The organism is [Empedobacter] haloabium (assembly GCA_008011715.2).
Taxonomy (GTDB): Bacteria; Pseudomonadota; Gammaproteobacteria; order Burkholderiales; family Burkholderiaceae_D; genus Rugamonas; species Rugamonas haloabia.
The window spans coordinates 5,568,903-5,582,699 of record CP136508.1 but is presented as its reverse complement, the minus strand read 5'-3'; the positions used below and the strand labels follow the sequence as shown (position 1 = coordinate 5,582,699).

At 65.6% G+C, this 13,797-nt stretch carries 13 protein-coding genes; 9 read left to right on the top strand and 4 right to left on the bottom strand.

The features are described from left to right. Nucleotides 1-67: 67 nt before the first annotated feature. Both msrP and E7V67_024240 read left to right on the top strand, forming a co-directional pair. Nucleotides 68-1,042 (top strand): protein-methionine-sulfoxide reductase catalytic subunit MsrP, encoded by a 975-nt coding sequence (msrP, locus tag E7V67_024245; GenBank protein ID WUR12768.1) that lies wholly within the window; start codon nt 68-70, stop codon nt 1,040-1,042. Further along, nucleotides 1,042-1,683, top strand: coding sequence for a protein-methionine-sulfoxide reductase heme-binding subunit MsrQ (locus tag E7V67_024240; GenBank protein WUR12767.1), 642 nt, complete (start codon nt 1,042-1,044; stop codon nt 1,681-1,683). Before msrP ends, E7V67_024240 begins: the two co-directional genes overlap by 1 nt. A 51-nt stretch (nt 1,684-1,734) precedes the next feature. Here E7V67_024240 and lysA read toward each other — a convergent pair whose 3' ends face one another. Beyond that, complete coding sequence (gene lysA, locus E7V67_024235; GenBank protein ID WUR12766.1) at nt 1,735-3,012, bottom strand: diaminopimelate decarboxylase; 1,278 nt, start codon at nt 3,010-3,012, stop codon at nt 1,735-1,737. An 8-nt stretch (nt 3,013-3,020) separates the two neighbouring features. Further along, the gene (locus E7V67_024230; GenBank protein WUR12765.1) at nt 3,021-3,206 is read right to left on the bottom strand and encodes a lipoprotein; all 186 of its coding nucleotides are present in this window, start codon (nt 3,204-3,206) and stop codon (nt 3,021-3,023) included. A gap of 40 nt (nt 3,207-3,246) precedes the next feature. Here E7V67_024230 and cyaY point away from each other — a divergent pair, with 40 nt between their 5' ends. Continuing rightward, entirely contained in the window at nt 3,247-3,588 is a 342-nt protein-coding gene (gene cyaY, locus E7V67_024225) for an iron donor protein CyaY (GenBank protein WUR12764.1), read from the top strand. A 63-nt stretch (nt 3,589-3,651) separates the two neighbouring features. Here the strand turns inward: cyaY and E7V67_024220 are convergent, their stop codons facing one another. Together E7V67_024220 and E7V67_024215 are read right to left on the bottom strand one after the other, a co-directional pair. Continuing rightward, complete coding sequence (locus E7V67_024220) at nt 3,652-3,978, bottom strand: hypothetical protein (GenBank protein WUR12763.1); 327 nt, start codon at nt 3,976-3,978, stop codon at nt 3,652-3,654. Nucleotides 3,979-4,250: 272 nt separating this feature from the next. Beyond that, a complete protein-coding gene (locus E7V67_024215) occupies nt 4,251-6,575 on the bottom strand; it encodes a penicillin-binding protein 1A (GenBank protein ID WUR12762.1) in 2,325 nt (774 codons plus the stop codon). 352 nt (nt 6,576-6,927) lie between these two features. Between E7V67_024215 and E7V67_024210 the strand changes: the two genes are divergently transcribed. From E7V67_024210 to aroKB, 6 genes are all read left to right on the top strand, one after another. Further along, nucleotides 6,928-8,004: a pilus assembly protein PilM gene (locus E7V67_024210; protein ID WUR16338.1), complete on the top strand. Its 1,077-nt coding sequence runs from the start codon at nt 6,928-6,930 to the stop codon at nt 8,002-8,004. Further along, a complete protein-coding gene (locus E7V67_024205; protein WUR12761.1) occupies nt 8,001-8,627 on the top strand; it encodes a PilN domain-containing protein in 627 nt (208 codons plus the stop codon). The genes E7V67_024210 and E7V67_024205 overlap by 4 nt, the downstream gene beginning before the upstream one ends. Before the next feature lie 4 nt (nt 8,628-8,631). After that, the gene (locus tag E7V67_024200; GenBank protein WUR12760.1) at nt 8,632-9,294 is read left to right on the top strand and encodes a type 4a pilus biogenesis protein PilO; all 663 of its coding nucleotides are present in this window, start codon (nt 8,632-8,634) and stop codon (nt 9,292-9,294) included. Further along, a complete protein-coding gene (locus E7V67_024195) occupies nt 9,291-9,821 on the top strand; it encodes a pilus assembly protein PilP (protein ID WUR12759.1) in 531 nt (176 codons plus the stop codon). The genes E7V67_024200 and E7V67_024195 overlap by 4 nt, the downstream gene beginning before the upstream one ends. Beyond that, nucleotides 9,818-11,959 carry a type IV pilus secretin PilQ gene (gene pilQ, locus E7V67_024190; GenBank protein ID WUR12758.1) on the top strand — a complete coding sequence of 714 codons (2,142 nt, stop codon included), beginning with the start codon at nt 9,818-9,820 and terminating at the stop codon, nt 11,957-11,959. The genes E7V67_024195 and pilQ overlap by 4 nt, the downstream gene beginning before the upstream one ends. 189 nt (nt 11,960-12,148) lie before the next feature. After that, nucleotides 12,149-13,795 (top strand): bifunctional shikimate kinase/3-dehydroquinate synthase AroKB, encoded by a 1,647-nt coding sequence (gene aroKB / locus E7V67_024185; GenBank protein ID WUR12757.1) that lies wholly within the window; start codon nt 12,149-12,151, stop codon nt 13,793-13,795. Nucleotides 13,796-13,797: the final 2 nt, after the last annotated feature.

Here is a 13,797-nt window from a genome sequence, read left to right as displayed (position 1 = left end):
AATCCGGGGAGCCTCCGGAATGGTGTAACGTTTGTCCAGGATAAACCACCACCATTTCGGAGTTGTCATGTTGATCAAGCGTTCCCCCAACGGCATCGACCTGCCGTTCCCGTCGGAGATCACCCCGCGTGCCGTGTTCGAGAACCGGCGCGCCTTCATCCGCCAGATGGCGGCCGGCTCGATCGCCGGCGGCGCGCTGCTGGAAATGCTGTCGCGCGAGGCGTTCGCCCAGGGCGTCAACCCGAAACTGGCGGCCAGGCGCAATGCGGCGCTGTCCGCGCAGGACAAGCCGACCGCGTACCACGACGCCACCCACTACAACAACTTCTACGAATTCGGCACCGACAAGAGCGACCCGGCGGAAAACGCCGGCACCTTGCGGCCGCGGCCCTGGACGGTGTCGATCGAGGGCGAAGTGAAAAAGCCCCTGACGCTCGACCTGGACGCGCTGTTGAAGCTGGCGCCGCTGGAAGAACGCGTGTATCGGCTGCGCTGCGTGGAAGGCTGGTCGATGGTGATTCCATGGGTGGGCTATTCGCTGTCGGAACTGATCAAGCGGGTCGAGCCGACGGGCAACGCGAAATACGTCGAGTTCATCTCGCTGGCCGACCGCAAGCAGATGCCGGGCGTGGCCAGCCGCGTGCTGGACTGGCCGTACACGGAAGGCCTGCGCCTGGACGAGGCCAATCATCCGCTGACGTTGCTGACCCTGGGCATGTACGGCGAGGTGCTGCCGAACCAGAACGGCGCGCCGGTGCGGGTCGTGGTGCCGTGGAAGTACGGCTTCAAGTCGGCCAAGTCGATCGTCAAGATCCGCTTCACGCGCGACATGCCGCGCACGTCGTGGAACCGCTCGGCGCCGTCCGAGTACGGCTTTTATTCGAACGTCAATCCCGAGGTCGATCACCCGCGCTGGTCGCAGGCCACCGAGCGCCGCATCGGCGAGGACTCGTTCCTGTCGCGCAAGCGCAAGACCCTGATGTTCAACGGCTACGACGTGGCGTCGCTGTACACGGGCTTGGACCTGAAGAAGAACTTCTGATGACACCCTCGCCGAAACAGCTGACGGTCATCAAGGCGGCCGTCTTCGTGCTGGCGCTGGTGCCGCTGGCGCGCCTGGTCTGGCTGACGTTGACGGGGGCGCTGGTGGAACCGCTGCAGTTCATCACGCGCTCGACCGGTGACTGGACCTTGTACTTCCTGTGCATCGCGCTGGCGGTGACGCCGCTGCGGCGCCTGGCCAAATGGAACTGGGTGCTCAAACTGCGCCGCATGCTGGGGCTGTACGCGTTCTTCTACGCGCTGCTGCACTTCATGACGTTCCTGTGGTTCGACCATTTCTTCGATGTGGCCGAGATGCTGAAGGACGTGGGCAAGCGGCCGTTCATCCTGGTCGGCTTCATTGCCTTCGTGCTGCTGATTCCGCTGGCGATCACCAGCACCAACGCGATGGTGCGCCGCCTCGGCGGCAAGCGCTGGCTGTGGCTGCACCGGCTGGTCTACCTCGTCGCGCCGCTGGGCGTGCTGCACTTCTGGTGGATGAAGGCGGCCAAGCACGACCTGGCAGAGCCGATGCTGTTCGTGGTGATCGTGGCACTGCTGCTGGGGATGCGGGTGTGGTGGGCGCGCCAAAAGCAAGCCAACCCAACGGCGCAAGGCCGGGGTCAGACCCGCCGGGTCTGACCCCAGGGTTTGCAGTTGGGGTTTGAAAAACGGTGACTGTCACCGTTTTTCTTAACGGATCACGCTTTCCAGCGCAAACAGCTCCTGCGGCGTCTCGCGCCGGCGCACCAGGTGCACCTGGTCGCCGTCCACGATGACTTCGGCGGCGCGGCCGCGCGTGTTGTAGTTCGAGGCCATCGCCATGCCGTAGGCGCCGGCCGTCTTCATGACGAGCAGGTCGCCGCTTTCCACCGGCAGCGCGCGATCGCGCGCCAGCCAGTCGCCCGACTCGCAGATCGGGCCGACAACGTCGAACACGGCACCTTCGCCGCTGGCCTGCTTCACGGGCTGCATGTCCATCCAGGCCTCGTACAACGCCGGGCGCGCCATGTCGTTCATGGCCGCGTCGACGATGCAGAAGTTCTTCTCTTCGCCGTGCTTGATGAATTCGACCTTGGTCAGCAGCACGCCGGTATTGCCCACGATCGAGCGGCCCGGCTCGAAGATCACCTTGATGCCCTTGCCGTCGTGTTTCTCGGCGCGCCAGGCGTCCACGCGGCGGAACACGCGCGTGACGTAGTCGCCCGCCGGTGCCGGCGCTTCCTCGCCCGCGACGCCGTAGTCGATGCCCAGGCCGCCGCCCACGTCCACGTGGTGCAGGTGGATGTCTTCGGCCGCCAGCGCGTCGATCAGCTCGATCAGGCGGTCCAGCGCTTCCAGCAGCGGCGCGTCGTCCAGCAGTTGCGAGCCGATGTGGCAGTCGATGCCGGATACGTCCAGGTGCGGCAGCTGTGCGGCCACGCGATAGGTGTCCAGTGCATCGCTGAAGGCGACGCCGAACTTGCTGGCTTTCAGGCCGGTGGCGATGTATGGGTGGGTCTTCGGGTCCACGTTGGGGTTCACGCGCAGCGACACGCGCGCCTTCTTGCCCAGCGTGCCGGCGACGTCGTTCAGGCGGTGCAGCTCGGGAATCGACTCCACGTTGAAGCACAGGATGTCGTGCTCCAGGGCCAGGCGCATCTCGTCCACACTCTTGCCCACGCCCGAGAAGATCACTTTCTTCGGGTCGCCGCCGGCGGCGATCACGCGCAGCAGTTCGCCGCCCGAGACGATGTCGAAGCCGGCGCCGCGCTGCGCCAGCAGGTTCAATACGGCCAGGTTGGAGTTGGCCTTCATCGCGTAGCAGACCAGTGCGTCACGGCCGGCGCAGGCGTTGGCATAGGCGTCGAAGTTTTCCAACAGCTGGGTCTTGGAGTAGACGTAGGTGGGCGTGCCGAACTGTTCGGCGATGGCGGGCAAGGCAACGCCTTCGGCGTGCAGCACGCCGTTCTGGTAGTCGAAATGGGACATGGGTGCGGTTACTGTTGGGAAGCGGGAGGCGTCGAGGGAACGGGAGCGGAAGCGGGCGCCACGCCGGGTTTGCCCAACTCGGTGGCGCTGGCCGGCTTGTTCGGCGGCTTCGGCATATACAAGGGGCCGGTCTGGCCGCAAGCCGTCAGCAGGACGGTCGCGACGACAACGGGCAACGCTAAAGTGAACTTCACGATTAGAATCTCGGTATGTACAGAACCCTTGGAGTGTAGCATGACCGAAACGGAATTTTTGGACCTGGCCGACAGCACCCTGTCCGCCATCGAAACCGCGCTGGACCGCCTGACCGACGAGGACCGCATCGACGTCGAGTGCAGCCGCAGCGGCAACGTGCTGGAGATCGAGTTCCTGCACAACAGCTCGAAGGTCATCGTCAACAGCCAGGCCGCCATGCAGGAGCTGTGGGTGGCGGCGCGCTCCGGGGGCTTCCATTACCGCTACGTGGATGGCAAATGGATCGACACGCGCGACGGCACCGAGCTGTTCGACGCGCTGTCGCAGATCGCCACCGAGCAGTCCGGCGGCTCCCCGGTGATCGTCAGCACCAACCCCTGAAACCCGGGACCGACCCCTGTTTTGAGGCAATAAAAAAACCGGTGACAGTCACCGGTTTTTTTTTCACCCAACGACGACGAAGTTCTCGACGTCCTCCAGCACGCTGATCGTCACGATCACGTCCAGCGGCGAGGGCCAGTCCACGTGCAGGTGGAACTCGACCCCGCCGCTGCCGCCCTCCGGATCGTGCGGGCCGACGTTGGTCACGTACACATTGGCTTCGCCGAGATGGGGCCGACCCGGGCTGGGATCGCCCGGGATGGGATTGCCCGGCGCCCACTCGGCGGCCGTGATGATGATGGCGGACCTTTCCTGGATTGGCGGCCAGTTGAAATTGCGCCGAACGCGGCCGTGCACATTGCGGTACAGCACCCTGATTGAACGAGCCATATTGCGTGAGCGCTTCCCCGCCTGCGCGTGGGCGTCGCTACGCCGGCGCAGCCTTTCGGCGCACATCCTGTTAAAGTGAAGGAAAGGCCTGTCGGCCTGCGGCGGCGCGGCCGGTAGGGACTGCGACGCTCAAGAACCAGCGTACGCCGCGGCGGGCGCGGCGGCTGTGGGGATTTTGTGGTGCCGATGTGGGATGTTTGTCGGCCAGCTGTAGCGGCTGGGTTGCAGACGCCAAAAAAAACCGGTGACAGTCACCGGTTTTTTTTATTCCATCAGAACAGCTCGTTCTTGACGGCGTCGCGCGCCTTTTCCTCGGCCGGGGTGCCGCGGTTGGCGCCCTCCAGGCTTTCGACGCCGACGCCCGGTGGATTCTCGGCATAGTAGTAATCGCCGTTGGCCATGATGATGCCGTCCGGTACCGGGCGCTCCTCGACCGGGATGTTCTTCAGCGCCTTCTGCATGTAGCCGATCCAGATCGGCAGCGCCAGGCCGCCGCCCGTTTCGCGGTTGCCCAGGTTCTTCGGCTGGTCGTAGCCGATCCAGGCGATGCCCACCAGCTTGGACTGGTAGCCGGCGAACCAGGCGTCGATCGAGTCGTTGGTCGTGCCGGTCTTGCCCGCCAGGTCGGGGCGCTTCAGCACCTGCTGGGCCTTGGCCGCAGTGCCGTAGCGCGCCACGTCGCGCAGCATGCTGTCCATCAGGAAGGCGTTGCGCTCGTCGATGACGCGGTTGCCCTCCACGCCGGCGCGGTCCGGCGCCGCTTGCGACAGCACTCGGCCGTTGGCGTCCGTCACCTTCGAGATCAGGTAGGGCGTGACCTTGTAGCCGCCGTTGGCGAAGACGGCGTAGGCGCCGGCCATCTGCAGCGGCGTCACCGCGCCGGCGCCCAGGGCCAGCGTCAGGTAGGGCGGGTTCTTGTCGGCCTCGAAGCCGAAGCGGGTCGAGTATTCCTGGCCGTAGCGGGCGCCGATCTTGTGCAGGATGCGGATCGAGATCATGTTCTTTGACTTGGTCAGGCCGCGCCGCATCGTCATCGGGCCTTCGTATTTGCCGTCGTAGTTCTTCGGTTCCCACGCCTGGCCGCCGGTCTGGCCCGCGTCGAACGAGATCGGCGCGTCGTTGATGATCGTGGCCGGCGACAGGCCGCGCTCCAGCGAGGCCGAATAAATGAACGGCTTGAACGAGGAACCGGGCTGGCGCCAAGCCTGCGTCACGTGATTGAACTTGTTGCGGTTGTAGTCGAAGCCACCCACCATCGCCTTGATCGCGCCATCTTCCGTGCTGGCCGCCACGAAGGCCGATTCGATCTCCGGCATCTGCGTGATTTCCCAGTCCTTCTCTTCCTGCATCACCCGGATCACGGCGCCGCGGCGCACGCGCCGGTTCGGTGCCGCCTTCTCGGACAACCAGGCCTTGGCCATGTCCAGGCCCTTGCCGGTGATGGTGATTTCCTCGCCCGATGCCGTCACGGCCGTCACCTTGGTCGGCGAAGCGCTCAGCACCATGGCGGCGACGATGTCGTCGCTGTCCGGATGCTCGGCCAGTTCCGTTTCGATGATCTCGTCCGCCTCGGAACGGTTCTTCGGCAGGTCGACGTAGGCTTCCGGCCCGCGGTAGGCGTGGCGGCGCTCATAGTCCATCACGCCGCGGCGCAGCGCCAGGTAGGCGGCATCCTGGTCGGCCTTGGTGATCGTGGTGAACACGTTCAGGCCGCGCGTGTAGGTGTCGTCCTTGAACTGCTCGTACACCAGCTGGCGCGCCATCTCGGCCACGTATTCGGCATGAACGCCGAATTCGCTGCTGTCGGTCTTCACCTTCAGCTGTTCGTTTTTCGCCTCCTCGAACTGCGCTGGCGTGATGTAGCCCAACTGCGCCATGCGCTGCAGGATGTACTGTTGACGGATGCGCGCGCGTTTCGGGTTCACCACCGGGTTGTAGGCGGAAGGCGCCTTGGGCAAGCCGGCCAGCATCGCCGCCTCGGCCACGCTGATGTCGCGCAGGTCCTTGCCGAAGTAGATATGCGCGGCGGAGGCGAAGCCGTAGGCGCGCTGGCCCAGGTAGATCTGGTTCATGTAGACCTCCAGGATCTGGTCCTTGGAGAGGTTCTGCTCGATCTTCCAGGCCAGGAGCGCTTCATAGGCCTTGCGTTTCAGCGTCTGCTCGCTGGACAGGAAGAAGTTGCGCGCCACCTGCTGCGTGATCGTCGAAGCGCCCTGGCGCGCGCCGCCCGTCGCGTTGTGCAGCGCCGCGCGCAGGATGCCCCAGTAATCGACGCCGCCGTGTTCGTAGAAGCGGTCGTCCTCGATGGCCAGCACGGCCTTTTTCATCACGTCGGGGATGTCCTTGAAGCGCACCAGATTGCGGCGCTCCTCGCCGAATTCGCCGATCAGCACGTTGTCGGCCGAATAAATCCGCAGCGGCATCTTGGGGCGGTAGTCGGTCAGCGTGTCCAGCGATGGCAGGCTGGGGTAGGCCAGTGCCAGGCCGAACACGACCAGCAACACCGCGACCAGCACGAGGCCGACGACGGAGCCTAAAGCGAGCAGCAGGATGTTCTTGGGGGACTTGGACTTGGCGGCGTTGTTTGGAGGAGTCATGCGACGGCAACTTTCATAATTTTATGCAAGCATTATAAGGCACCCCCATTTCGCGGGGCACGCACGCCAGCCTCCCTCTGGTGTCGCAAAGTTTTCCGTAGGAAACAAAACAACTTTGTTATCGGCACGGCTAGTCGTCTTGAAAACTGTGTGGTGGAACAGGCACAGTGTCACAAAAATTCCCTACAGAAATACCTTTACACCCGCTCAGCGCTATTGCTAGGATTCAACATCAAGCCCTGTCCCAGGCCCAAGTGCCTGTTTTAGAAGCGAATTCTGACATTATGCAAACATCTCTGGTGTGGCCCGCAACCGGGCCCGCGTGCCGCGCCGGGCGGAGAGCGCGGCCATGATGCCCGACCTGAAAGCCCTGTTCGGCGGTGCCGCGCCGCCCCTCGTCGGGCTCGACATCAGCAGCACCTGCGTGCGCCTGGTCGAGCTGGCCGATGCGGGCAAGGACGGCTTGCGCCTGGAACGCTATGCCAGCGAGGCGCTGCCACGCGGTGCGGTCACCGACGGCAATATCGAAAACCTGGACCAGGTCGTGGATGCGGTGCGCCGCGTCGTCAAGAAAAGCGGCACGCGGGCGCGCAACGTCGCGCTGGGCATGCCGCCGGCCGCCGTCATCACGAAAAAGATCATCCTGCCCGCCGGCATGTCCGAAGAGCAGCTGGAAGTGCAGGTCGAATCCGAAGCCAGCCAGTACATCCCGTTCGCCCTGGACGAGGTCAGCCTGGACTTCGACGTGATCGGTCCCGTCGCCAGTTCGGCCGACGATATCGAAGTCATGCTGGCCGCCGCGCGCCGCGAGAAGGTCGAGGACCGCGTGGCGGTCGCCGAGGCCTCCGGCCTGAAGGCTAGCGTGATGGACATCGAATCCTATGCCGCGCGCGCGGCGCTGGACCGCATCGTCGCCCAGGCGCCGGGCGCCGGCGCCGGCCAGGTCATCGCGCTGTTCCAGATGGGCGCCCAGATCACGCAGTGCTCGATGATGGCCGATGGCGTGACGGTCTACGAGAAGGAACAGCCGTTCGGCGGCAATTCGCTGACGCAGGACATCGTGCGCGCCTACGGTCTGGCCTACGAGGAAGCGGAGGCGCGCAAGAAGACGGGCGACCTGCCCGACAGCTACACCACCGACATCCTGGCGCCGTTCCTGGAAAGCGCCGCGCTGGAAGTGACGCGCGCGATCCAGTTCTTCTTCACCTCGACGCCGTACACGAAGATCGACCAGATCCACCTTGCCGGCGGCTGTGCGCTGGTGCCCGGCCTGATGGACATGATCGCCAGCCGTACGCGCATCCCGACCGCGATCGTGGCGCCGTTCCAGGGCATGAAGCTGGCGGGCACCGTGCGCGAGCAGCAGCTGCGCACCGACGCGCCGGCCTACCTGGTGGCCTGCGGCCTGGCCTTGCGGAGGTTCGGATGATTCGCATCAACCTGCTGCCGCACCGCGAGGAAAAGCGCAAGCAGCGCAAGGCGGCCTTTGTCGCGCTGATGGTGCTGTCGGCCCTGATCGGCACCGGCATCGTGCTGCTGGTGGGCGGCTACAACGCGCGCGCAATCGCCGTGCAGGAAGGCCGCAACCGCGAGCTGAAGACGGCGATCGTCGCGCTGGACGGCAAGATCAAGGAAATCGCCACACTGAAGCAGGAGATCGAGGCGCTGAAGGCGCGCCAGCAGGCCGTCGAGGACTTGCAGGGCGACCGCAACCAGCCGGTCTACCTGCTCGACGAGCTGGTGCGCCAGACGCCGCCCGGCGTGTTCCTCAAGGCGTTTCGCCAGGAAGGCCAGCGCGTGACGGTGAACGGCTACGCGCAGTCGCAGGAACGCGTGTCGGAACTGCTGCGCAATATGTCGAGCGCTTCGCCGTGGCTGGAGCGGCCCGACCTGGTGGAAGCGAAGGCCGGCACGATCGGCCAGGGCAAGGTGGCGCGCAAGGTGGTGGAATTCACCGTCATCGTCGGCATCAAGCGCCCGCGCGACAAGGACAAACCGGAAGACGACGGCAAGGCGGGCGCGCAACAGCCGGCGCCGGACAAGGCGGCGTGACGACATGGCAACGGATATCAAGGATCTGATCGAACCCATCGCCGCGCAGTTTCGCGGCCTGAATGGCGTGCATCCCGGCCAGTGGCCGCTGGCGCCGCGCGTGCTGTGCGGCGTCGGCGTGGCGCTGGGCGTGGTGGTGCTGGGCTATTTCGGCTACTGGAGCGGCCAGTTCGAGGAGCAGGACGCCGGCGCGGCGCAGGAACAGACGCTGCGCACCGAATACCGCATGAAGACGGCGCAGGCGGTCAACCTGCCGGCGCTGGTAGCCCAGAAGGCGCAGGTCGACCAGTACGTGGTGCGGCTGGAGAAGCAGCTGCCCAGCAAGGCCGAAATGGCCGCGCTGCTGTCGGACATCAACCAGGCCGGCATCGGCCGTGGCCTGCAGTTCGAGCTGTTCAAGCCGGGCCAGGTCGTCGTCAAGGACTATTACGCCGAGCTGCCGATCGACATCAAGGTGTCCGGCAACTACCACGACATCGGCGCCTTCGCGGGCGACATGGCCAATCTGCCGCGCATCGTCACGCTGAACAATATGTCGCTGACGACGGGCCGCGACGGCACCCTGACCCTGGACGCGGTGGCCAAGACCTTCCGCTACCTGGACCAGGACGAGGTGGCGGCGCAGCGCAAGGCCGCCGCCAAGAAAAAGAAGGAGGCGAAACCATGAGGCACGTTGCGACATGGTTTGTGAGCTGCGCGCTGCTGGCCGGTTGCGGCGACAGCGACGTGCAGGAAGTGCGCCAGTGGATGAAGGAAGTGGACGCGAGCACGCAGCCGGCCGTCAAGCCGCTGCCGGAGCCGAAGACCTTCGTGCCGTTCGCCTACGCGGCACAGGAGCAGCCGGACCCGTTCAACCCGAACAAGCTGCTGACGGAGCTGGCCAAGGCCCGCCCCGGCGGCGGCGAGCAGCCCGACATGGGCCGCCGCAAGGAATTCCTCGAGGGCTTCCCCCTCGACACGATGAAGATGGTGGGCACGCTGCAAAAAGGCGGCGTCGTCTGGGGCCTGCTGCAGATCGACCGTACCCTGTACCAGGTACGGACCGGGCAGCACCTGGGCCAGAATTTCGGCCGGATCACGGCGGTGACGGAAGACGCCGTGACGATCCGGGAACTGGTACAGGATGCGGCCGGCGAGTGGGTCGAACGCACATCGAAGTTGGAACTGCAGGACAGTAAGGAGAGTACGCAATGATCGCCATCACAACCCTGCGCCGGGCCGGCGTCGCGCTGGCGCTGGCGCTGGCCAGCGCGGCCGCCTGGGCGCAGAACGCGATCGAATCCGTCACGGCCAATCAGCAGGGCTCGAACGTGATCGTCCGCATCGCGCTCGACCAGGCACCGGACAAGCTGCCGATCGGCTTTGCCATCACCAATCCGCCGCGCATCGCGCTGGACTTCGGCAAGACCAGCAACGGCACCGGCAAGACCAGCCAGGACATGGAAGTGGGCGACCTGCGCAGCGTGAACGTGGTGCAGGCGGGCGAACGCTCGCGCCTCGTGTTCAACCTGAAGCGGCCGCTGAACTACGCCACCGCCATCGACGGCAAGAACGTCATTCTCACCATCGATGCCTCCGGCGGCACGGCCACGGCGGTGGACAGCCGCGGCCTGCCTGTCGCGAAGGCCGAAGCGCCGGTCGTCAAGGCGGCCGCCCGCCCGGCGTTGCGCGACCTCGATTTCCGTCGCGGCAGCAATGGCGAGGGCCGCATCGTCGTCGACCTGCCCGGCAATCAGGTCGCTGTCGACGTGCGCCAGGGCGCCAATGGCGTCACGGTGGACTTCCTGAAGACGGCGCTGCCCGAATCGCTGCGCCGCCGCCTGGACGTCACGGATTTCGGTACGCCGGTCTCGCTGATCACCACCACGCCGCAGGGCGACAACGTGCGCATGCAGATCGAAGCCAAGGGCCTGTGGGAGCAGAGCGTGTACCAGAGCGACACGCAGCTGGTGGTGGACGTAAAGCCGATCAAGGAAGACCCGAACAAGCTGACCCAGGGCTCGCAGGGCTACCGCGGCGAGAAGCTGTCGTTCAATTTCCAGAACGTGGAAGTGCGCGCGGCGCTGCAGGCCGTGGCCGACATCTCCGGCCTGAACATCATCACCAGCGACAGCGTGGCGGGCAACCTGACCCTGCGCCTGAAGGAAGTGCCGTGGGACCAGGCGCTGGACGTGATCCTGCAGGCCAAGGGCCTGGACATGCGCAAGAACGGCAACGTGATCTGGATCGCGCCGAAGGAAGAGCTGCTGACGAAGGAGAAACTGGAGCTGGAACAGAAGGCGCAGATTGCCGACCTGGAGCCGCTCAAGTCCGAGATCTTCCAGCTGAACTACCAGAAGGCCGAAGCGTTCAAGACGGTGTTCGGTCTGGAAGGCGGCGATTCGCGCAACCGCATCCTGTCCAAGCGCGGCAGCGCCATCATCGAGCCGCGCACCAACCAGCTGTTCGTCACCGACGTGGCATCGAAGCTGGAGGACGTGCGCAAGCTGATCGCCAAGACCGACGTGGCGACCAAGCAGGTGCTGATCGAAGCGCGCATCGTCGAGGCCAACGACGGCTTCACCCGTAACCTGGGCGCGAAGCTGGGCTTTGCCGACATGCGCGGCCTGCGCGGCGGCCAGCCCGGCTGGTCGCTGGGCGGGAACCGTGTCGGCGTGGGCGGCAACATGAACGGCGTCGGCCAGGTCACGGGGCAGGTGGCCACCAGCGACTCGATCGGCGACTTCGGCAACACCCAGTTCATCAACCTGCCGGCCGCGCCGATCAATGGTGTTGCCGCCGGCAACCTGGCCATCAGCCTGTTCAACGCCGCCGCCAATCGCTTCCTGAATCTGGAATTGTCGGCGCTGGAGGCCGATGGCACCGGCAAGATCATCTCCAGCCCGCGTGTGGTCACGGCCGACAAGTCCGTCGCGCTGATCGAGCAGGGCCTGGAGCTGCCGTACCAGGTGGCGACCAGCAGCGGTGCCACGTCGATCGTGTTCCGCAAGGCCAACCTGCGGCTGGAAGTGACGCCGCAGATCACGCCGGACGGCAATGTGGTCGTGGACGTCGACGTCAACAAGGACAGCGTGGGCGCCGAGACCCGGGCCGGTTTCGCCATCGACACCAAGCACGTCAAGACGCAGGTGATGGTGGAGAACGGCGGCACCGTGGTGTTGGGCGGGATCTACCAGCAGACCGAACGCAATACGGTATCGAAAGTGCCGCTGCTGGGCGACGTGCCAGTGGTCGGCCACCTGTTCCGCAATACCAGCCGGACCAGCGAGAAGACCGAACTGCTCGTCTTCATCACGCCGAAGGTGGTCGCCGAGCGCCTGTCGGCGCGCTGATCTACCCATCAGCTCGTGTCTCACGGCGGTGACTGACACCGCGGTGGGACACGGCCTCGACTGTCTTGACCGAACGGCCGGCCTGCCTCGCAGCCCGGCCGTTTTGCGTTGACCCGTCCCGTTTGGGCGCGCCCGGGGCCGCTCGGATTACAATGACACGACTGTGACACATTGGCGAGACGGAACTCGATGGGGAATGTATTTTTGGTAGGGCTGATGGGAGCGGGCAAGACGACCATCGGTCGCATGCTGGCCCGCAAGCTGGGCATGCGCTTCGTCGACTCCGATCATGAGATCGAGGCCCGCACGGGCGCCACGATCCCGTGGATCTTCGAAATCGAGGGCGAGGGCAGCTTCCGCCGGCGCGAGGCGGAGGTCATCCGCGAGCTGTGCGGCCAGGAAGGCATCGTGCTGGCCACCGGCGGCGGCGCCATCCTGAATCCCGAGAGCCGCGCGCTGCTGCAGCAGCGCGGCACCGTCATCTACCTGCGCGCCAGCATCGGCAGCATCCTGGCGCGCACCAGCCACGACAAGAACCGCCCCCTGCTGCAAACGGCCGATCCGCGCAGGAAGCTGGAAGAGCTGCTGGCCCAGCGCGAGCCGCTCTACCTGGAAATGGCGCACCTCGTCGTCGATACCGGCCGACCTAACGTACAATCGATGGTCCAGATCATCATCAACCAGCTCGAGGCGCGGGCCTGCCAGGCCGCGCCCAACTGCACGACGCATCCACTACCTTCGATGAACGAACAGACCAATATCCTTCTCCATGTCGACCTGGGCGAGCGCAGCTACCCGATTTCCATCGGCCCCGCCGTGCTGGACGACCCGGACCTGCTGGCGCGCCACGTCAACGGCCGCAAGGTCGCGATCGTCACCAATACCACCGTCGCGCCCCTGTACCTGGAGCGCATCCGCGCACCGCTGGCCGCGGCCGGCAAGGAAGTCATCGCCGTGGTGCTGGAAGACGGCGAGGAACACAAGAACTGGGCCAGCCTGATGCAGATCTTCGACGCGCTGCTGGCCAACAAATGCGACCGCAAGACCACGCTGGTGGCGCTGGGCGGCGGCGTCATCGGCGACCTGACCGGCTTTGCCGCCGCGTCGTACATGCGCGGCGTCGACTTCATCCAGGTGCCGACCACCTTGCTGTCGCAGGTCGATTCGTCGGTGGGCGGCAAGACGGGCATCAACCACCCGCTGGGCAAGAACATGATCGGCGCGTTCTACCAGCCGAAAGTGGTGCTGGCGGATACGTCCACGCTGGAGACGCTGCCGCAGCGCGAGCTGGCGGCCGGCCTGGCCGAAGTGATCAAGCACGGCGCCATCATCGACAGCGCCTTCTTCGACTGGATCGAGGCCAATATCGGCAAGCTGGTCGCGCGCGACCGCGCCGCGCTGGCCTATGCCATCGCGCGCTCGTGCGAGATCAAAGCGGACGTGGTGCGCCAGGACGAGCGTGAAGGCGGCCTGCGCGCCATCCTGAACTTCGGCCATACGTTCGGCCACGCCATCGAGGCGGGCATGGGCTACGGCCACTGGCTGCACGGCGAAGCCGTCGGCTGCGGCATGGTGATGGCAGCCGAGCTGTCGCAGCGTCTGGGCTTTATCGACCCGGCCACGGTGGCGCGCATCCGCGCGCTGGTGGCCGCGGCCGGCCTGCCTGTCACGGCGCCCGACCTGGGCACGGAGCGCTGGCTCGAGCTGATGGAAGTGGACAAGAAGAACGAGGGCGGCGCCATCAAGTTCATCCTGTTGAAACCCCTGGGCACGGCCCTGGTCACGAGCGCGCCGCAAGCCGCACTGCTCGAGACCATCGCCGCCTGCGTGGAGTAAGC

What these genes read in the sequence shown, in the direction of transcription:
- msrP (WUR12768.1), top strand. Translation starts at nt 68, where the DNA reads ATGTTGATCAAGCGTTCCCCCAACGGCATCGACCTGCCGTTCCCGTCG.
- E7V67_024240 (WUR12767.1), top strand. Translation starts at nt 1,042, where the DNA reads ATGACACCCTCGCCGAAACAGCTGACGGTCATCAAGGCGGCCGTCTTC.
- lysA (WUR12766.1), bottom strand. Translation starts at nt 3,012, where the DNA reads ATGTCCCATTTCGACTACCAGAACGGCGTGCTGCACGCCGAAGGCGTT.
- cyaY (WUR12764.1), top strand. Translation starts at nt 3,247, where the DNA reads ATGACCGAAACGGAATTTTTGGACCTGGCCGACAGCACCCTGTCCGCC.
- E7V67_024220 (WUR12763.1), bottom strand. Translation starts at nt 3,978, where the DNA reads ATGGCTCGTTCAATCAGGGTGCTGTACCGCAATGTGCACGGCCGCGTT.
- E7V67_024215 (WUR12762.1), bottom strand. Translation starts at nt 6,575, where the DNA reads ATGACTCCTCCAAACAACGCCGCCAAGTCCAAGTCCCCCAAGAACATC.
- E7V67_024210 (WUR16338.1), top strand. Translation starts at nt 6,928, where the DNA reads ATGCCCGACCTGAAAGCCCTGTTCGGCGGTGCCGCGCCGCCCCTCGTC.
- E7V67_024205 (WUR12761.1), top strand. Translation starts at nt 8,001, where the DNA reads ATGATTCGCATCAACCTGCTGCCGCACCGCGAGGAAAAGCGCAAGCAG.
- E7V67_024200 (WUR12760.1), top strand. Translation starts at nt 8,632, where the DNA reads ATGGCAACGGATATCAAGGATCTGATCGAACCCATCGCCGCGCAGTTT.
- E7V67_024195 (WUR12759.1), top strand. Translation starts at nt 9,291, where the DNA reads ATGAGGCACGTTGCGACATGGTTTGTGAGCTGCGCGCTGCTGGCCGGT.
- pilQ (WUR12758.1), top strand. Translation starts at nt 9,818, where the DNA reads ATGATCGCCATCACAACCCTGCGCCGGGCCGGCGTCGCGCTGGCGCTG.
- aroKB (WUR12757.1), top strand. Translation starts at nt 12,149, where the DNA reads ATGGGGAATGTATTTTTGGTAGGGCTGATGGGAGCGGGCAAGACGACC.